The organism is Kocuria cellulosilytica, from assembly GCF_040981245.1.
GTDB classification, from domain to species: Bacteria; Actinomycetota; Actinomycetes; order Actinomycetales; family Micrococcaceae; genus Kocuria; species Kocuria cellulosilytica.
In genome coordinates, this window is the sequence record NZ_JAVFWZ010000005.1 from 167,528 (window position 1) to 185,558 (window position 18,031).

The window sequence follows — 18,031 nt, forward strand, 5'->3', positions numbered from 1 at the left end:
GTCAGGACTCCGCCACGACGATGCGGCCCACCTCGGTGGAGACCCGGACCAGGGCCCGGGCGGCCCCGGCGAAGCGCCGGACGGCGCGCTCCCGCCGCATCGCGGCGATCGCCTTGTGGTGCTCCAGCAGGTGGGCCATGTGCAGCTGGTGGATGCGCTCCGCCTGCTTGCCCAGCCGCAGCATCTCGTACCAGTAGTCGTCCAGGCCCTGGAGGCTGCCGAGGTCGCGCATCGCCCGGGTGGTCAGCTCGGACATCCGCTCGATCACCCCGAGCTGGTCCGTGGCGTACGAGGGCGGCCGGGTGAGGGCGTAGGCGACGTGGGCCTCCCCGACGGCCAGCAGCTCCTCGGCGGCCTTGTTGAGCCAGTGCCCCAGGATGTAGACGTCCTGCCGGGGAATGGGGATCACGAACGTGGAGCGCACCGTGGTCATCACGGAGAAGTACAGGTCCGTCGACCGGGCCTCGCACTCGCGGATCGCGTCGAGGGTCGTGGTGTCGACCTCGGGGGAGCCCAGCAGCTCGGACAGGAGCCGGACGGCCTCCGTCACCTGTCCCGACATGTCCGCCAGCAGGTCCAGGACCAGCTCGTCCTCCGGGAAGATGCGAAGCGCCATGTGGTGACCGTCCTGGGCGTGGGGACCTGCGCCGCGGAGCACGGCGGATCCCACTGTACATGGGGGCGTCGGGCGGCCCGGGGGCGCCCGGTGGTCCCCGGGAGGAAGGAGGGGGCGGTGCCGGACCGGGAGCGCCTCTCGGCGGAAGGCCGCTCGTGGCGGCTATGTGATGGAGCCCGGGGCTGCCGCGGCCCGGCACCTGGCTCCCATGGTAGTCGACGTGCACGCGAGGCCAAGTCCTGCGGCTGTGCGCTCCCGCACGGCCGGGCTCACGGGGCCGGTGCGGCGGAGCTCAGTCGAGGTGTCCGCGGCGCCACTGGTTCGCCGCGGCCTCGAGCTCCTCCGCGGTCCGTTCGAGCCGCTGGGTGAGGGCCACGGTGCTCGGGGGCCGCGCCGCGCCGGGGTCCACGACCGGCATCTGCCCGGTGTCCGTCAGCCGGATCCGGCCGAGGGCGATCACGCGGCAGAAGGCCGCGAACCGGTCCAGGGCGACGTCGAACTCCCCGTTGAACGCCCCGGAGAGGATGGCGTCCGCCATCGAGGTGATCTCCTCCGCCCCGGGCGGCTCCGCGACCCCGGCCACCACGTGCGAGACCTGTGCGGTGCTCCGCCCCGCCGCGAAGTAGCGGCCCATCCGCACCGGGTCCTTCCGGACCCCGGCCCGCAGGGCGTAGAGCCGCCACAGGGCCCCGGGCAGGGAGACCGCCGGAGCCTCCGCCCACATCTCGGCGATCCCCTCCAGGCCCTGCTCGTCGGTCAGCTCGATGAGCCGCCGGCTGATCTCGGGGTCGTCGCTGGCGCGCCCGCGGGAGACGAGGGCGTGGGCGGCGAGGTGGGCGGCCTCGGAGACGCGCGCCGGGTCGGGGCCGCCCTCGTGCGCGTCGAACTGCTCCGGGGAGAACTTCACCGGCTTGTGGTGGCGGGGAGCTTCGCTCATGCGTCCAGCGTACGGCCGTGGCCCGCGGCGGGCCACGGAGCGCTCACCAGTCGCTGGCCGAGGCGTGCACCGCCGCGTCCCGCCACTGCTGGTCGGCCCGCTCGAAGCCGTCCCGGGCCAGGGCCTTCCACAGCCGCAGCCCCAGGACGGGGTCCTCCTGCTCGAGCTCCGCGAGCGTCTGCGGGGGCAGCACCCGCGCGGTGACGTCGGTGACGGCGCTGAGCGTCACGTGCTGCTTGTCCCCGGTGCCGAGGGCGAGCTCCCCGAAGCTCATCCCGGGCCCGAGGACCTGCAGCTCGACGCGCTCGCCGACGGGAGTGCGCAGGGACATCGAGACGCTGCCGCTGACGATGAGGTGGATGCCGGCGAAGTTCTGCCCCGTGCGCAGGATGTTCTCCCCGGCCGCCCACGTCCGCTCCACGGTCCGGGCGCGGAGGGCGCGGGCGTCCTCGGGCTCCAGCCGGGAGAACAGCTCGGACTCCACGGGCCGGACCCGGGACGGGGTGCACTCCGGTCCGCCGTGCTCCTCGAGCAGCGCGTCCTCGACCCACTTGATGGCCGCGGCCCGGCTGGGGAACACCTCCAGCGGCGGCTCGCCCTCGAAGGAGCCGGCGAAGCCCGGATCGGTGGCCACCGCCACCACGGTGCGGCCCGCCGCCTGCAGCTCGGCCCGGGTCTTGGCCAGCAGCGGCATGGCGTACTCCGCGATCACGTCCACCCGGCGCATGTCCACGACCACGTACTGGGCGCCGTAGGCGACGTCGCGGACCGTGCGGATCGCGGTCTCGGTGCCCGTGAACAGCAGGTCGCCCTGGAGCTCCACGACCACGGCGTCCTTGCCGTGCTCGGCCAGCACCGCCTCGGCCTCGGCGTTGCGGCGCACCAGCGACGGGGACTGGTCGATCGGGTAGCTGGCGCGCACGGTGGAGCGGGCCACCCGGGCGGTGTGCGTGAAGTGCAGGTCGAGGTCCTGGGAGAGCCGCTCGCAGGCGAGCACCCCGCGCACGCTGTTGCCGTGCCGGTCCAGGGCCGGGGAGAAGGTGGCCACCGCCAGCTCCCCGGGCAGGACGGCGATGATGCCGCCGCCCACCCCGGACTTCGCGGGCAGGCCCACCCGGACCATCCACTCGCCGGCGTCGTCGTACATCCCGCAGGAGCTCATGACGGACAGCACCCGGGAGACCGTCCCGACGTCGAACACCTCGTCCCCGGTCAGCGGGTTCGTGCCCGCGTTGGCGAGGGTCGCGCCCATCAGGGCGAGGTCGCGGCACGTGATGAGCACCGAGCACTGGGCGAAGTAGTCCTCGAGGGCCTGGGTCGGGTCCCCGTCGATGATCCCGGCGGAGGCCAGCAGATAGCCGAGGGCGCGGTTGCGGTCCCCGGCCTCGCGCTCCTGGTCGAGGACGTCCGGGCTGATCGCCAGCTCCCGGCCCGCGCACCGCGAGTAGGCGTCGCGGATCCGGTCCCGGCGCAGGTCGCGGTCGCTGTCGGGCACGAGCCACGTCGAGGCGATCGCGCCGGCGTTGATCATCGGGTTGGCGGGCCGCCCGGTGCCGGGCTGGAGGGAGATCTCGTTGTAGGCGTCCCCGCTGGGCTCCACGTCCATCTTCGCGTGCACCGCCTCCGCCCCGAGGTCGGAGAGCGCGAGCGCGTAGGTGAAGGCCTTGGAGATCGACTGGATGCTGAACTCGTCCCGCGTGCTGCCGGCCTCGTAGACGTGCCCGTCCGCGGTGGCGATGACGACGCCGAAGCGCTCGGTGTCGGCCTGCGCGAGCGCGGGGATGGAGGGGCTGGGCTCGCCGCCGCGGACGTCCCGCAGCTGCTCGACCACCTGCGCGAGGTACTCGGTGACGGCCGACGGGCCGAAGAGCCCCGTCTCGGCGCGTGCTTCTTCCTCGGTGCTCGGGTGCGGCACGGTCGGTCCTCCGGTCGGGTCGGCGTGGGCGGCTCGGAACAGGCCACCACTCTAGCCGTCGGGCGGCTGAGCGGATCGGGCCGGCCCGTCGCGGGGTCCGGACCGCGGCGGGAACCGTGCGGTAGAGTGGTGCCCGCTCCGGACCGGCCGTGCCCCGCGCCCGCCGTTGGAGCGCGGGCCCCTAGCTCAGTTGGCAGAGCAGTGGACTTTTAATCCATGGGTCGTGGGTTCGAGCCCCACGGGGCCCACGCAGCGCAAGGGCCCCGGCCTCCCGGAACGCCCGGGGGCCGGGGCCCTCCGCCGTGGCCGGGACGCGGCCCGTGCTCCGGGTGCGCGGCGGTCCCCGGGCGGAGGCCGCCGTCGCAGGGGCGGTCCTCGGCGCCGGCCGGGCGGGCGCGCTCCGTGGCGGCGCCGGTGAGGCAGCGGGCGGAGTCGACGAGGCGGGCGTTGCGCTCGGCCGCCCACTGCGGGACCCGGGCGGGCATCGTGGCGTACCAGCCCAGGTTGTCCCGGCACTGCGCCCGCAGGGCGGAGCCGGCGCCGGTGTCGGTCGCCGTCACGGTGAGGGTGGAGGGGAAGCGCCGCCGCCCCCGGGCGGACCCGGTGCCGCTGAGCCGGAACGCGACGTCGGAGCCGACGTCGACGACCGCCTCCTTGCCCTTCTGCCGCACCGTGGCGCCCTCCGCCCGGAAGTGCTCCGTGACGCGGTCCAGGGCCTGGGCGGCGGGCAGACCCGACGCCCACTCGTCCTGGAGGCAGAAGCGCTCGTGGCGTGCCGCGCGGGGGGCCCACCGGCAGAACAGGAGACCGGCGCCGACGGTCCCCAGCCAGAGCACGGTCGCCCACAGCGGGAGCTCCAGCCGGCGCAACGCCCAGAACGGCGCCAGCAGAAGGACCGCCCCGAGTGCCGTCAGGCCCCTCGGCGTTCCTCGCGTGTCGGTCATGGACGCGTTCCCCCTCCGCGCGGCGAGCCCCGCCCCGTCAGCTGGCTTCCTTCCTACGGGAGGGCATTTGCTTCCGCAAGACACGCAAGGGGGGACAGGGGGCAGGGGCGGTCCGCGCGGAGGCCGTGGTGCCGCGGCCCCGGCCGCGCGGACCGCGGCCACGGAGCGGCTGCGGAGCTGCCGCGGAGCACGTGCCGGGGAGGCGCCCGCGCTGCGCCGCGGGCGGGGAACTGCTAGTCGAGCAGGGCGAGGGCCTCGCCGATGCGGTCGCGCAGGACCCTGGCCTGCTCCACGGTCCACGCCTCGTGGCCGATGTGGAGGACCGTGCCGTCGGGGTGGGCGTAGGAGCCGTCCGCCGTGCTGATGACCTCCCAGGTCTCCAGGAGCGCGACCGGTGACGGGCCGGCGAGGGACCGTGCGGGCAGCTCCCGCGAGTTGGTGACCGTCTCGGGATCGGTCATCTCCTGACGGGTGGCCCAGCGGGGGCGGGGGACGAGAGCGGTGTTCTCGTACATGGGGGTGCCTTCCAGGAAGAGGGGGTATGTCCATGTTTGTGCATGTGACGGCGCGTTCGTGCTCGTGGCGTGCGCGTGTCGCCGGGGGATCGAGGTGTAGACGTCCGTCGGCGCCGCCTGCACTTTTGTCCTGCCGGACGACGTCGCTCCGCCGGGGCCGGCCTGCTGCCCGCCCTACGGCCCCTCGAGCTGCTCGGAGGGGGTGGGGACGGACTCGGGGCCGGGCGGGTCCGGCGCCGGGGCCGCGGACCCGGTCCCGGGGTCCGTCGGAAGACCGTCCGGGATGGGGGTCGGAGTGGCCGTGACCGGGGGAGGAGGGCTGAACGAGGTGGGAGAGACGCCGGGCGTGCTCTCCGCGTCCTGCGGCCGGTCGTCGCACCCGGTCAGCGTCAGCGCGAGCAGGGCCACGGCGGGGATCGTGCGGCGCATCGGGGAGCCTCTCTGTCGGGGACGACTCCTCCTACGGTAGCGGGGCGCGGCGCCGTCGCGGAGGAACGTCGCGGAGGAAGGCCGGGGCGTGGGTCCGGCCGCCGCCGGCGCGCCCGCGCCCGGGGTGTGCGAGGATCCGGGGACCAGGGTGCCGACCGGCAGGAGCCGCCATGTCCGAGCGAAGCAGCGAACGCACCGCCCTCGTCCTGCTGTCCGCGACCGCGGTGCTGCTGCTCGGGGGCCAGCTCCTCACCTGGTCCTCGGAGGACGGGGCGTTCAGCGCCCTCGTGCTCGTGCTGCTGCTGCTCTGGTCGGCGGTGATCGCGGTCCGGGTGGTCCGCTTCGTCCGGCGGGGCCGCCGCCCGGACGACGCCGGGCCCGACGGGCACGGGCCCCACGGTCCCGCGTAGGGCGCTGCCGCCGGCTGCCGGTGAGCCGCTCGCGCCCTGCCGGGCCCGTGCCCGGGCCCCGTCCCGACCGGTCAGCGGAGGCTGATGGAGTCGAGGGCGGCCTGCGCCTCGGCGGTCAGGTTCTCCGGCAGCGGGGCGCTCTTGACGGCCTCCGACGAGGCCTGCTGCCCCTCCTCGCTGACCACGTAGTGCCCGAACGCCTTGGCCAGCTCGAGGACCTCCGGGTCCGCGTAGCTGCTGCAGTAGATGTGGTAGGAGACCAGGACCACCGGGTAGGCCCCGGGCACGTCCGGCTCGCGGTCCAGCTCGAGGGCGATGTCGTGCGGGCCGGTGCCCTCCACGCGGGAGGCCTCGCCGACCGCGGCGCCGGCCGCCTCGCCGGACACGGCCACGTACTCGGAGCCGACCTCCACCCTGGCCTTGCCGAGGGACTCGTCCACGAGCGAGTCGTCCGCGTAGGTCACGGCGCCCTCGGTCTCCGCCGTGAGGCTCACCACCCCGGCGTTGCCCTGGGAGCGCTCGGTGGGCAGCTCCGACGGCCAGCTGCCGTCCTCCTCGTCCGTCCACACCTCGGGGACCACCGAGTGCAGGTAGTCGGTGAAGTTCTCGGTCGTCCCCGAGTCGTCCGCGCGGGCGATGGGCGTGATGGGCAGGTCGGGCAGCTCCACGCCCTCGTTCTGGGCGGCGATCGCCGGGTCGTCCCAGCGGGTGATCTCGTGCCGGAAGATGTGCGCGATCGTCGCGGCGTCGAGGTTCAGCTCCTGGATGCCGGGGAGGTTGAAGGCGATGCTGATCGGGGAGATGTAGACGGGGATGTTCAGGGCGCCGCCGGGACCGCAGAACTCGCGGACCTCGGCCTGCTCGTCCTCGTCCAGGTACGCGTCCGAGCCGGCGAAGTCCGTGCCGCCGCCCACGAGCGCGCTGCGCCCGGCCCCGGAGCCCGCGGAGAGGTACTGGACCTGGGCGTCCGGGTGCCTCGACTCGAAGCCGCTGCGCCACGTCAGCATGGCGGCGTTCTGCGCCGAGGACCCCACGCCGGTCAGGATCCCGGACAGGTCCGAGCCGCCCTCCTCCGCCGCCCGGCGCTGCTCCTCGCCGAGCGGATAGTCGGAGCCGCACCCCGTCAGCGCCGTCAGGGCCAGGACCAGGGCCGGCGCCGCGCCGGTCCGCAGCGCCCGGGCGGGCCTGGTCCGGCGGGGCGGTCGCGAAGCGTTGAGCATGGAAGGGTCTCCTCGGAAGCGGTCAGGGTGCGGCGACAGGGAGGCGGCGCGCCCGCAGGCGTGCGGGTCCGGGCGCCCAGCCTACCGCCACCGGCGCGGTGGGCCGGTCTAGGGTGAGCCCATGGAAAAGCTCTCCTCCTCCTGGCGCCGGGTGTCCAACAACTTCTGGTTCGTGCCCGCCGTGTGCGTGCTCATCGCCGTCGTGCTGGCCCAGTCCGTCGTGGCCCTGGACCGGTGGCTGCCCGAGGGCCTGGACTCCCCGTGGGTCGCCTGGGTCTACGCCGTCGGCATCGACGGGTCCCGGGCGATGCTCGCCGCGATCGGCGGGTCGATGCTCGGCGTGGCCGCGACCGCCTTCTCCATCACGATCTCGGTGATCGCCACGGCCAGCTCCACGTACGGCCCGCGGCTGGTGCGCAACTTCATGGCGGACCGCTGGAACCAGCTGGTGCTGGGCGTGCTCGTCTCGACCTTCATCTACTCCCTGCTGGTCCTGCGCACCATCCGTTCGGCCTCCGACGACCTCGCCCAGCCGTTCGTCCCCCATCTGGCGGTCAACCTCGCGGTGCTGATAGCGGTCGCGGACGTGGCGCTGGTCGTCTACTTCATCCACCACATCGCGGACTCCGTGCAGGTGGACACCCTCGTCCGCGGCGCCCGCCGACGGCTGCTGGGCGTGATCGAGCGGTGGCACCCGGAGGAGGTGCCCGAGGAGCTCGTCCGGACGGTGCGGCACCGCGACGGCGGGGGCGGGATCACGGCGGGCGCCGACGGCTACGTCGCCGGCGTCGACTTCGAACGGCTGCGCGACCACGCAGGCTCCGGAGACGTCGAGATCGAGCTCGTCCCGCGCGTGGGCGACCACGTCCTGGCCTCGGAAACCCTGTTCCGGGTGTGGCCCGAGCACCGCGCCGAGGAGCTCCGGAACCGGCTGCGGCGCTGCGTCCGGCTGAGCGACTCGCGCTCGGCCGACGAGGACGTGCGCTTCGCGGAGCAGCAGGTCGTGGAGCTCGCCGTGCGCGCCCTGTCCCCGAGCACCAACGACCCCTACACCGCGGTCAACGCCATCGAGGAGGTCGCGTCCGGTCTCGTCCGGGCCGTCTCGCGCCCGCTGCCCGGCAACACGGTCGTGATGGACGGCGTGCACCGGCTGCGGTACGGGACGGTGGGGATCGACGAGCTCGTCGACATGCCGTTCGACCAGATCCGCCCGCACGCCACCGGGCACGTGAGCGTCCTGCTCGCCCTCGTGGACCTCGCCGCGCGCCTCGAGCAGGCGAGCATCCACCCGTCCGTGCAGCGGCAGGTGCGCGAGCACGTCGAGGTGCTGCTCGACCAGTTCCGGGACAGCGCGCCGCACCCCCGGGACCTCGCCCGGGTGGAGCAGCACGTCAGGGTGCGCTCGGCCGGCTGAGCGCGTCCGCTACCGGCGCCGGAGCCGCGGGACGCGGCGCAGCAGGACGCCCACGGCCACGGCGGTCGCGGCCAGCAGAGCGGCGCCGATCCCGGCCGACAGGTGCACGCCGGCCTCGAAGGCGGCGACGGCCGAGGCCAGCAGCTCCCCGGACGCGTCCGGGCCGAGGGCCGCGGCGACGTCGACCGCCCCGCCGAGGGTCTCGGACGCGGTGGCAGCCTGCTCCGGGTCCAGTCCGGGCGGCAGGACCGTCCGGCGGGCGTAGGTCGCGGTCACGGCCGTGCCCAGGACGGCCACGCCGAGCGCGGCGCCCAGCTCGTAGGCGGTCTCCGAGATCGCCGAGGCGGCGCCGGCCTGCTCGGGCGGCACCTCGGCGAGGACGAGGTCCCCCGCGATCGTCTGGGCCGCGCCCGAGCCCAGCCCGACGACCACGAGGGCGACCACGAGCACGAGCCCGCCGGAGAGGTCGCCGAGCAGGACGAGCAGGAAGCCCGAGGCCATGACGAGCAGCCCGCCGCCGAGCACGAGCGCCGGCGGCACGAAGCCGACCACGTGCACCACCAGCAGCCCCGAGGCGATCGTGACGGCGGCGCCCGGCAGGAGGGCCAGACCCGCCTGCAGGGGCGGCATGCCCTCCACGAGCTGCAGGTGCTGGGAGACGAAGAACAGGAAGCCGATGAAGGTGGTCGAGGCCACCAGGTTGTTGAGCAGCCCACCGGCGAACGGGGCGTGGCGGAACAGCCGCAGGTCCAGCATCGGCACCGGGCTGCGCAGCTGGCGGCGCACGAACAGCGCCCCGGCGGCCGCGGCCGCCACCGCGGCGGCCAGCACGCCGGCGGAGGGCCCGTGCGCGCCGAGGTCCTTGATGCCGTGCACCAGGGCCACCATGGTCACCACGATCAGCGCGGCGCTGGGCACGTCCACCGGACCCGGCGCCGGGTTGCGGGACTCGGGCACCAGCACGGGCGCCAGGACCAGCAGCGGCAGCAGCACGGGGACCGCCAGCAGGAACACGGACCCCCACCAGAGGTGCTGGAGCAGGAACCCGCCGACGACCGGCCCCAGGACCCCGCCCGCCGAGAAGCCCGTGGCCCACACCGCGATGGCCGCCCGCCGCTGCGTGGCGTCGTGGAACATGTTGCGCAGCAGGGACAGGGTGGCGGGCATCAGCATCGACCCGAAGAGGCCCAGCGCCGCCCGCGCGGCGACGAGCACCTCCCCGCTCGGGGCGAACGCGGCCACCGCGGACACGGCCGCGAAGCCCGTGCTGCCCACCAGCAGCAGCCGGCGGCGGCCCACCCGGTCCCCGAGGGCGCCCATGGGCACGAGCAGCCCGGCGAGCACCAGCGGATAGGCGTCCACCATCCACAGCAGCTGCGCCCCGGTGGGCCGCAGCTGCCGGGAGATCTCCGGCAGGGCGAAGTTCAGCACCGTGTTGTCCACCGAGATCAGCAGCACCGGCAGCATCAGGACCACGAGCGCGGCCCACTCGCGGGCGCCGGCGCGGGCCGGGGCGTCGGGTGCCGGGGACAGCATGGCGGGACGGGGCTCCTTCGGGACGGGGTGCGGGGCCCATCCTTCCAGAGCCGGCACCGGCCCGTTCCGGACGGAGGGGTCCGCGCCGCACTAGACTGCTCGGGACGGCCCGCCGGGCGAGCCCGCCCGGCACGTAGCGGAAAGCACGCAGCGGAAAGATTGAGGTCCCCGATGGTCGAGCCGGTCCCCACGAGCGCGATGTCCGACGCCGCCCCCGGCGTCTCCGAGCAGTACGAGGCGGCCCGGGACCGCGTCCTGGAGCTGCGGGAGGACTACGACCGGGCCCGCGAGGAGTTCCGCTGGCCGCGGATGGAGCACTTCAACTATGCCCTGGACTGGTTCGACCACGTGGCCCGCGACCCGCGGCGCGGGGCCCGGGACGCGCTGTGGATCGTCGAGGAGGACGGCACGGAGCTGCGCCGGACCTTCCGCGAGCTCACCGAGTCCTCGTCCCGCACCGCGAACTGGCTGCGGGGCCTCGGGGTGCGGCGCGGCGACCGGGTCCTGCTCATGCTCGGCAACCAGCTCGAGCTGTGGGAGGTCCAGCTCGCCGGCATGAAGCTGGGCGCGCCCCTGATCCCCACCGCCGTCATGATGCCGCCCGCGGACCTGCAGGACCGGGTGCAGCGGGGCAGGGTCTCGTGGGTCGTCACGGACACGACCAACGCGCCGAAGTTCGCGGACGTCGAGGGGGACTACCAGCTCGTCGTCGTCGGGGCGGGCGCCGAGGCGGTGCGCGAGCGGCTGCCCGGCCGTCCCGTGCACGCCTACGCCGAGGCCGCGGACGCGGACCCCGTGCTCGTGCCGGACGGCGTCACCCGCTCCCGGGACCCCCTGCTGCTGTACTTCACCTCCGGCACCACGTCCCAGGCCAAGCTCGTGGAGCACACCCACTACTCGTACTCCTTCGGGCACCTGTCCACGGTCTACTGGATGGGGCTGCGCCCCGGGGACGTCCACCTGAACATCGCCTCGCCCGGCTGGGGCAAGCACTCGTGGTCCAACTTCTTCGCCCCGTGGATCGCGGAGGCCACCGTGTTCATCCACAACCAGGCCCGCTTCGACGCGGTCGGGCTCATGGAGCAGATGGGCCGCGCGGGGGTCACGAGCTTCTGCGCCCCGCCGACCGTGTGGCGGATGCTCATCCAGGCCGACCTGCACCGCGTGCAGGACCCGCCGACGTCCGCCGTCTCCGCCGGGGAGCCGCTCAACCCCGAGGTGATCCGCCGGGTCCAGGACGCGTGGGGTGTGACGATCCGCGACGGCTACGGCCAGACGGAGACCACGCTGCAGATCGCCAACACCCCGGGGCAGCCGGTGGTCCCGGGAGCCATGGGGCGGCCCCTGCCCGGCTTCGTCGTCGAGCTCTTCGACCCGCAGACCGGCGCGCCCGCCGAGGAGGGGGAGATCTGCCTGAAGGTCGACGACGACCCGCCCGGGATCATGGCGGGCTACATCGACGAGCCCGAGCGCACCGCCGAGGTGGTCCAGGACGGCTGGTACCACACCCGGGACATCGCCCGCCGGGACGAGCACGGCGTCTACACGTACGTGGGCCGCACCGACGACGTCTTCAAGGCCTCCGACTACCGGATCTCCCCGTTCGAGCTCGAGTCCGTGCTCATCGAGCACCCGGCGGTGGCCGAGGCCGCCGTGGTCCCGGCCCCGGACCCGGTCCGGCACGCGGTGCCGAAGGCCTACCTGGTGCTCGCCGCCGGCGCCGAGCCCACCCGGGAGCTCGCGGGGGAGATCCTGCGCTTCGCCCGGGAGAACCTGGCGCCCTACAAGCGGGTGCGCCGGGTGGAGTTCACCGACCTGCCGAAGACGATCTCGGGCAAGATCCGCCGGGTGGTGCTGCGGGAGCGCGAGGAGGCGGCGGACCGCTCCGGCGCCGCGGCGCCCGCGGACGGCGGGTACGGCGTCGAGTACACGGAGGCGGACTTCCCCGGGCTGCGCGGCTGACGTCCCGCCGCCGGGCGCGGCGCACCGGCCGGCGGGCCGGTGCGCCGCGCCCGAAATGTGGCGTAACGCACATCCCGGACCGTGCGCCCAACGGGGGACGTCCGGCGCGCGGGGTGTCCCCACTTCGTGCCACGCGGGCCGCCGCGGAATACCGCCCGGTAGGGAAAGGGTGCCGCCGAACCCCTCGTTGACCAGCACCAATGGATGAATTCCGATGGATGTCCCCCAAGCCGAATGTGACTTCACGCGCCGTGACAGGTCCCGGAAACCCTGCCACCATGGTGGCAATTGGTTCACCCGATGGGGCAGAACCAACTGATCCGCCGGGGGGCGGATCGACAGCGGTTCATCGGGGGATGGGCCGCGTGCACGCCGGCATCGGGGGGTGCCCGTGCGACCGGTTCATCGGGGGGTGAACCGAATGGGAGCACCGCTGGGGGGCGGTACTCCCGCCAGGCGAGTCTCTGCTCGCCACCGGCCGTCAGGCCGGTCGATGCGCCCGCTGCGGGGGCCATCCGCTCGGCGGATGGGCAGCGGGCGCATCGCTCTGTCCGGGGCCGCCGCCACGGCACGTCCCCGCCTCCGGTCGGGCGGCGTCGGGGGGCCCTGGAAGACTGGGGCCATGACGACTTCCACGGCCCACCACACCGCCGCCCACGACACCGCGCCGGACCCGGCGCTGCGCGAGGACGCCCTCGAGCTGCTGCGCGCGCTCACCGGCCGGCCGGACGCCGCGTTCCACCCGGGACAGTTCGAGGCCGTCGAGGCCCTCGTGGGACGCGGCCGGCGGGCCCTGGTGGTGCAGCGGACCGGATGGGGCAAGTCCGCGGTCTACTTCCTCTCCGCCCTGCTCCTGCGGGCCCGGGGGCGCGGGCCCACCCTGATCGTCTCCCCGCTGCTGGCCCTCATGCGGGACCAGGTCTCCGCCGCCGCCCGCGCCGGCGTGCGGGCGGCCGCCATCAACTCCGCCAACGCCACCGAGTGGGGGCAGATCGCCGCGCAGCTGGAGGCCGACGAGCTCGACGTCCTGCTGGTTTCCCCGGAGCGGCTCAACAACCCGGCGTTCCGGGAGCAGCAGCTGCCGCAGCTGGTGGCCCGGCTCGGGCTGCTCGTGGTGGACGAGGCCCACTGCATCTCCGACTGGGGCCACGACTTCCGTCCCGACTACCGGCGCATCCGCGACCTCATCGCCCGGCTCCCGGAGCAGGTCCCCGTCCTGGCCACGACCGCCACCGCGAACGAGCGCGTGGTCGCCGACGTCGAGGAGCAGCTCGGCGTGCGGCCCGGCGGCAGCGGCACGGGCGAGGTCTTCACCCTGCGCGGCCCGCTCTCCCGGGCGTCCCTGCGCCTCGGCGTGCTGGAGCTGCCCTCGGCCACGGCGCGGCTGGCCTGGCTGCTCGAGCACGTCGGGTCCCTCCCCGGCAGCGGGATCATCTACGCGATGACCGTCGGCGCCGCCGAGGACACCGCCCAGGCGCTCGCCGACGCCGGCATCCCGGTGCGCGCCTACACGGGGCGCACCGACCAGGGCGAGCGCGAGGAGCTCGAGGCCGCCCTCAAGGAGAACCGGGTCAAGGCCCTCGTGGCCACCTCCGCACTCGGCATGGGCTTCGACAAGCCGGACCTCGGCTTCGTGGTGCACCTGGGCGCGCCGTCCTCGCCCGTGGCCTACTACCAGCAGGTGGGCCGCGCGGGCCGCGCCACGGACAACGCGGACGTCCTGCTGCTGCCGGGCACCGAGGACCGGCGGATCTGGGAGTACTTCGCCACCGCGTCGATGCCCACCGAGCAGAAGGCCACCGCCGTGCTGGCCGAGCTGGCGGCCGCGGGCGGGCCCCTGTCGGTGGCCGTGCTGGAGTCCCGCGTGGACGTCCGGCGCAGCCCGCTCGAGCTGCTCCTGAAGGTCCTCGCCGTCGAGGGCGCGGTGGAGCGCGTGCAGGGCGGGTGGCGGGCCACGGGGACGCCGTGGCACTACGACGCCGAGCGCTACGGGCGGATCGCCGCGGCGCGGGTGGCCGAGCAGAACGCCATGCTGGAGTACGAGCGCACCACCGGCTGCCGGATGGAGTTCCTCGCCCGGCAGCTCGACGACCCCACGGCCGAGCCCTGCGGGCGCTGCGACGGCTGCGCCGGTCCCTGGTACCCCACGACCGTCGACGAGTCCGCCACCGACTCCGCCGGGGCCGCCCTGACCCGCGTGGGCGTCGTGCTGGAGCCGCGCGCCCAGTGGCCCACCGGGATGCCGCGCCTCGGGGTCGACGTCAAGGGCCGCATCCCGGAGGAGGAGCGCTGCGCCGAGGGCCGGGCGCTCGCCCGGCTCACGGACCTGGGCTGGGGCAACCGGCTGCGCGAGGTGTTCCGCACCGACGAGCAGGGCGCGCCGGTCGACGGAGCGGTGGACCCCGCCCTCGGCCGGGCCTGCGTCCAGGTGCTCGCCGAGTGGGGCTGGGCGGACCGGCCCGCCGCGGTCGTCTCCGTCCCGTCCCGCTCCCGGCCCCGGCTCGTGCGCTCCCTGGCGCAGGGCATGGCCGAGGTCGGGCACCTGCCCTATCTCGGGGAGCTCGACGTCCCCGAGGGCTTTCCGTCCGGGGGGCACGGCGGCAACAGCGCGTACCGCCTCGCGGCCCTGTGGGAGAAGTTCGGGGTGCCCCCCGAGCTCGCGGAGGGGCTGGACCGGCTCGGCGGGCGGCCCGTGCTGCTCGTCGACGACCTCGTGGACAGCCGCTGGACGCTCGCCGTGGCCGCCCGTGCCCTGCGCCGGGCCGGCGCCGGGCCCGTGCTGCCGTTCGTCCTGGCCGCCCAGGGCTGAGGCGCGGACCGCGCCCGGGCAGGACCCCCGGCGCGGTCTTGTACGCTGTCCTGCGTGTCCTCTGCTCCCACGCCGCTCGTCGACGTCATCATCCCGGTGCACACCACCGCACGACCCGTCGACCGGGCCGTCGGCTCCGTGCTGGCGGGCGGGCTGCCGGTCGGCGGACGCGGCGGGGTGCACATCACGGTGGTCTGCCACAACGTGCGGGCCGCGCTGATCCGCGACCGGCTCCCGGTGCGGCAGCGGCCGCTCGTCGAGCTGGTGGAGTGCTTCGACGGCACCGCCAACCCGGCCGCGCCGCGCAACCTGGCCCTGGAGCGCTCCCGCGCCCGGTACGTGTCCTTCGTGGACAGCGACGACACGCTGGCCCCCGGGGCGCTGGCGGCCTGGACGGCGATCGCCGAACGGCACGGCTCGGCGGCGGTGCTGCCGCGGCTGCTCCGGGGCGGCGGCGGCGTGCTCCGCACCCCCGTGCCGCGCCCCTTCCGCCGGGCGGACCTCGACCCCGTCAAGGACCGGCTGGCCTACCGCACCACCAGCCTGGGGCTGCTCCGCCGGGAGGTCCTGGCCGCCCGCGGCCTGCGCTTCCAGGGGCAGTACGCCACCGGGGAGGACCTGGGCCTCACCGCCCGCGCCTGGTTCGGGGGCGGACGCATCGACCTCGCGCCGCGGCGGGCGCACTACGTGGTGCACGACGACGCCGACGGGCGGATCACGACCGGGGAACGGCCCCTCGCCGAGGACCTCGCGGCGTTCACCGACCTGCTCGGCGGCACCTGGTACGCCGGGCTGGCCGCGGCGCAGCGCACGGCCATCGCCGTCAAGGTGCTGCGGGTCCAGCTGCTCGGCGCCGTGCACGCCCGGGCGGCGCAGGCGTGGACCGGTGCGGACACCGAGACGTGCCGGGCGCTGCTCCGGCTGCTGGACCGGGTGGGCGGGCCGGCGCTCGAGGTCCTCCCGCGGGCCGACCGGGACCTGCTCGACCTGGTGGTCCGGCCGGGAGCCACCGCCGAGCAGGTGCTCGAGGCCTCCGCGCGACGACGCTGCTTCGGCCGTCCCGGCACGCTGCTCCCGCGCGACCCCCGGTGGGCCCTGCACCGGGAGGCGCCCCTGCGGTTCATGGCCGCGTCCCTGCTGGTGTGACCGGAAGGTGACGCCGTTCGGTGGAACAATGGGCCCAGCCAGTCGCCCGACCCCCCGCCCGACGAGAGAACTCCATGAGCCGACTCCTCCCCGCCGACCCTCCCCCCGGGGTCGTGAGCCGCACCGCGCTTCCGGTGGGCACGGCCCCGCCCGCCCACCGCTTCCGCCCCGAGGTCCAGGGGCTGCGCACCGTGGCCGTCCTCCTGGTCGCCGTCTACCACGTGTGGATCGGCGGGGTCTCGGGCGGGGTGGACGTCTTCCTGTTCATCTCCGCGTTCCTCATGACGCTCTCCTTCGTCCGGCGGATCGAGTCCGGCCGCGGGCCGCAGCTGGGCCGCTACTGGGCCAGGACCTTCTCCCGGCTGCTGCCCCCCGTCGTCGTCACGGTCCTGGGCACCCTCGTGGCGGTGCGCCTGCTGTTCCCGCCCGACCGCTGGTACGCCGCGATCGAGGAGGCGGCGGCCACGGTGCTGTACGCCCAGAACTGGCTGCTCGCCTTCAACGCGGTGGACTACTACGCCGCGGACACGTCCGGGGCCAGCCCGTTCCAGCACTTCTGGTCCCTGTCCGTGCAGGGTCAGGTGTTCCTGCTCTGGCCGCTGCTGCTGGCCCTGTGCGGACTGCTCGCCCGGCGCACCGGGTGGTCCGTCGCCGGGGTGGCCACCGGCGTGTTCGGCGCCGTCTTCCTCGCCTCCTTCGCCTTCTCCGTGGTCTCCACGCACAACGAGCAGGCCTTCGCCTACTTCGACACCCGTGCCCGCCTGTGGGAGTTCGCCCTGGGCTCGCTGCTGGCCCTGGCCGTGCTGCGGGGCGTCACCCTCCCGGGCGCGCTGCGCCTTCTGCTGGGCTGGACCGGGCTCGTGGCGATCGCCGTGTGCGGGCTCGTCCTCGACGTCCAGGGCTCCTTCCCGGGCTGGGCGGCCCTGTGGCCGCTGACCGGGGCCGCCCTGGTGATCCTGGCCGGGCACACCGGCGACCCCCGCGGGGCGGACGCCCTGCTCAGCCGCCGGCCCCTGCTGGCCCTGGGGGAGGCCTCCTACGCCGTCTACCTGGTGCACTGGCCCGTGCTCGTGACCTACCTGGTGGTCACCGACCGCGCCAAGGCCACGCTGCTGCACGGACTGCTCATCCTCGTGGGGAGCATCGTCCTGGGCGTGCTGGTGCACCGGCTCGTCGAGCGGCCCCTGCGGCCGCGCGGGGGACCCCGCGCGGGCCTGCGCCAGATCGGCCTCGTGGTGCTGTGCGTCGCACTCGTGCTGGTCCCCGTCGCCGGGGCCCGGGTGGTCCTGGACCGGCAGGCGCAGGAGGCCGCGGAGCGGGCCGCCGTCGAGAACCCCGGAGCCACCGTGCTGACCGGGGACCTCTCCTGGGAGCGGGACCCGGACGTGCCCACGATCCCGGACCCGCTGGTCCGCGAGGGGCAGTGGTCGGCCCTGCCGGAGTCCTGCGACGCCGCGACGGAGGACTGGTTCGACGGCTACAAGGTGGCCTGCTCGACCCTGCCGGTCGACCCGGACGCCGAGGTCGACGCCATGGTGATCGGCAACTCCCACGCCGAGCAGTGGCTGCCGGCCGTCGAGGCCGTGGCCCGGGACCGCGGCTGGAACCTGCGCTCGATCGTCCGGGGCGCCTGCCGGTACCAGCCGGTGGAGACCACGGACAACACCGAGTGCCAGGAGCTGATCGGGCTCACGGACCGGTACCTCGAGGAGCAGGACATCGACGTCGTGTTCACCACGTCCACGGTCACCGCCGACGAGGGGCCCGGCGAGCAGATCGCCCCCGGCTTCGAGCAGGTCCTCGAGGACCTCGGCTCGCGGGGCATCACTGTGGTCGGGATCCGGGACAACCCGCGGTTCCCCTTCAACATGGTCACCTGCATCGACCAGCACGGCCCGGACGCCGAGCGCTGCAACCCGCCGCGGGCGCAGAAGCTCGCCCCGCAGAATCCGGCCGAGGCGCTGACGGCGCGGCACGAGAACTTCGTCAGCATCGACATGAGCGACTGGATCTGCCCCGACGGCACGTGCCCGTCCCGGATCGGCAACCGCTGGGTCTACATGGACGACAACCACATGCCCCGCGACTACGTGGTCTCGATGGTCCCGGCCTTCACGGAGCAGTTCGACCGGCGGGTCCAGCAGGGGGCCGGGCGGCTGCCCCCGGAGTGAGCGCGCG

General features: G+C 74.8%; 13 protein-coding genes and 1 tRNA gene. 7 read left to right on the forward strand and 7 right to left on the reverse strand.

Annotation, left to right across the window (positions count from 1 at the left end; all coding sequences use genetic code 11):
• Position 1: 1 nt before the first annotated feature.
• The 3 genes from RCG67_RS10005 to glsA form a co-directional block, all read right to left on the reverse strand.
• Entirely contained in the window at positions 2-616 is a 615-nt protein-coding gene (locus RCG67_RS10005) for a DUF47 domain-containing protein (RefSeq protein WP_368825979.1), read from the reverse strand.
• Between the two features lie 292 nt (positions 617-908).
• Complete coding sequence (locus RCG67_RS10010; RefSeq protein ID WP_368825980.1) at positions 909-1,553, reverse strand: hypothetical protein; 645 nt, start codon at positions 1,551-1,553, stop codon at positions 909-911.
• A gap of 43 nt (positions 1,554-1,596) precedes the next feature.
• On the reverse strand, positions 1,597-3,468 hold the full coding sequence (gene glsA / locus RCG67_RS10015; protein WP_368825981.1) for a glutaminase A: 1,872 nt from the start codon (positions 3,466-3,468) through the stop codon (positions 1,597-1,599).
• Positions 3,469-3,643: 175 nt separating this feature from the next.
• Here glsA and RCG67_RS10020 point away from each other — a divergent pair.
• Positions 3,644-3,716, forward strand: a tRNA-Lys gene (locus RCG67_RS10020).
• A gap of 929 nt (positions 3,717-4,645) precedes the next feature.
• Here RCG67_RS10020 and RCG67_RS10025 read toward each other — a convergent pair.
• Both RCG67_RS10025 and RCG67_RS10030 read right to left on the reverse strand, forming a co-directional pair.
• Positions 4,646-4,927, reverse strand: a complete 282-nt coding sequence (locus tag RCG67_RS10025) for a hypothetical protein (protein ID WP_368825982.1) — start codon at positions 4,925-4,927, stop codon at positions 4,646-4,648.
• A gap of 174 nt (positions 4,928-5,101) precedes the next feature.
• Positions 5,102-5,356: a hypothetical protein gene (locus tag RCG67_RS10030; RefSeq protein WP_368825983.1), complete on the reverse strand. Its 255-nt coding sequence runs from the start codon at positions 5,354-5,356 to the stop codon at positions 5,102-5,104.
• Between the two features lie 170 nt (positions 5,357-5,526).
• Here RCG67_RS10030 and RCG67_RS10035 point away from each other — a divergent pair, with 170 nt between their 5' ends.
• Positions 5,527-5,766, forward strand: a complete 240-nt coding sequence (locus RCG67_RS10035; protein WP_368825984.1) for a hypothetical protein — start codon at positions 5,527-5,529, stop codon at positions 5,764-5,766.
• A 71-nt stretch (positions 5,767-5,837) separates the two neighbouring features.
• Here the strand turns inward: RCG67_RS10035 and pstS are convergent, their stop codons facing one another.
• Positions 5,838-6,986: a phosphate ABC transporter substrate-binding protein PstS gene (gene pstS / locus RCG67_RS10040; protein WP_368825985.1), complete on the reverse strand. Its 1,149-nt coding sequence runs from the start codon at positions 6,984-6,986 to the stop codon at positions 5,838-5,840.
• Between the two features lie 121 nt (positions 6,987-7,107).
• On the opposite strand from pstS, the gene RCG67_RS10045 reads away from it, so the two are divergent.
• The gene (locus RCG67_RS10045; protein WP_368825986.1) at positions 7,108-8,400 is read left to right on the forward strand and encodes a DUF2254 domain-containing protein; all 1,293 of its coding nucleotides are present in this window, start codon (positions 7,108-7,110) and stop codon (positions 8,398-8,400) included.
• A gap of 9 nt (positions 8,401-8,409) precedes the next feature.
• Here RCG67_RS10045 and RCG67_RS10050 read toward each other — a convergent pair whose 3' ends face one another.
• Positions 8,410-9,936 (reverse strand): MFS transporter, encoded by a 1,527-nt coding sequence (locus tag RCG67_RS10050; RefSeq protein WP_368825987.1) that lies wholly within the window; start codon positions 9,934-9,936, stop codon positions 8,410-8,412.
• 171 nt (positions 9,937-10,107) lie between these two features.
• Between RCG67_RS10050 and RCG67_RS10055 the strand changes: the two genes are divergently transcribed.
• From RCG67_RS10055 to RCG67_RS10070, 4 genes are all read left to right on the forward strand, one after another.
• Positions 10,108-11,898, forward strand: coding sequence for an AMP-binding protein (locus RCG67_RS10055; RefSeq protein ID WP_368825988.1), 1,791 nt, complete (start codon positions 10,108-10,110; stop codon positions 11,896-11,898).
• Positions 11,899-12,520: 622 nt separating this feature from the next.
• Positions 12,521-14,707: a RecQ family ATP-dependent DNA helicase gene (locus RCG67_RS10060; protein WP_368825989.1), complete on the forward strand. Its 2,187-nt coding sequence runs from the start codon at positions 12,521-12,523 to the stop codon at positions 14,705-14,707.
• Between the two features lie 54 nt (positions 14,708-14,761).
• Positions 14,762-15,853, forward strand: a complete 1,092-nt coding sequence (locus RCG67_RS10065) for a glycosyltransferase (protein ID WP_368825990.1) — start codon at positions 14,762-14,764, stop codon at positions 15,851-15,853.
• A 74-nt stretch (positions 15,854-15,927) separates the two neighbouring features.
• Positions 15,928-18,024, forward strand: a complete 2,097-nt coding sequence (locus tag RCG67_RS10070; protein ID WP_368825991.1) for an acyltransferase family protein — start codon at positions 15,928-15,930, stop codon at positions 18,022-18,024.
• The last annotated feature ends 7 nt before the right edge of the window (positions 18,025-18,031 follow it).

Bases quoted from the DNA above. Each gene is read 5' to 3' on its own strand.
- RCG67_RS10005 (WP_368825979.1), bottom strand. From the start codon at position 616: ATGGCGCTTCGCATCTTCCCGGAGGACGAGCTGGTCCTGGACCTGCTG.
- RCG67_RS10010 (WP_368825980.1), bottom strand. From the start codon at position 1,553: ATGAGCGAAGCTCCCCGCCACCACAAGCCGGTGAAGTTCTCCCCGGAG.
- RCG67_RS10025 (WP_368825982.1), bottom strand. From the start codon at position 4,927: ATGTACGAGAACACCGCTCTCGTCCCCCGCCCCCGCTGGGCCACCCGT.
- RCG67_RS10030 (WP_368825983.1), bottom strand. From the start codon at position 5,356: ATGCGCCGCACGATCCCCGCCGTGGCCCTGCTCGCGCTGACGCTGACC.
- RCG67_RS10035 (WP_368825984.1), top strand. From the start codon at position 5,527: ATGTCCGAGCGAAGCAGCGAACGCACCGCCCTCGTCCTGCTGTCCGCG.
- pstS (WP_368825985.1), bottom strand. From the start codon at position 6,986: ATGCTCAACGCTTCGCGACCGCCCCGCCGGACCAGGCCCGCCCGGGCG.
- RCG67_RS10045 (WP_368825986.1), top strand. From the start codon at position 7,108: ATGGAAAAGCTCTCCTCCTCCTGGCGCCGGGTGTCCAACAACTTCTGG.
- RCG67_RS10050 (WP_368825987.1), bottom strand. From the start codon at position 9,936: ATGCTGTCCCCGGCACCCGACGCCCCGGCCCGCGCCGGCGCCCGCGAG.
- RCG67_RS10055 (WP_368825988.1), top strand. From the start codon at position 10,108: ATGGTCGAGCCGGTCCCCACGAGCGCGATGTCCGACGCCGCCCCCGGC.
- RCG67_RS10060 (WP_368825989.1), top strand. From the start codon at position 12,521: ATGACGACTTCCACGGCCCACCACACCGCCGCCCACGACACCGCGCCG.
- RCG67_RS10070 (WP_368825991.1), top strand. From the start codon at position 15,928: ATGAGCCGACTCCTCCCCGCCGACCCTCCCCCCGGGGTCGTGAGCCGC.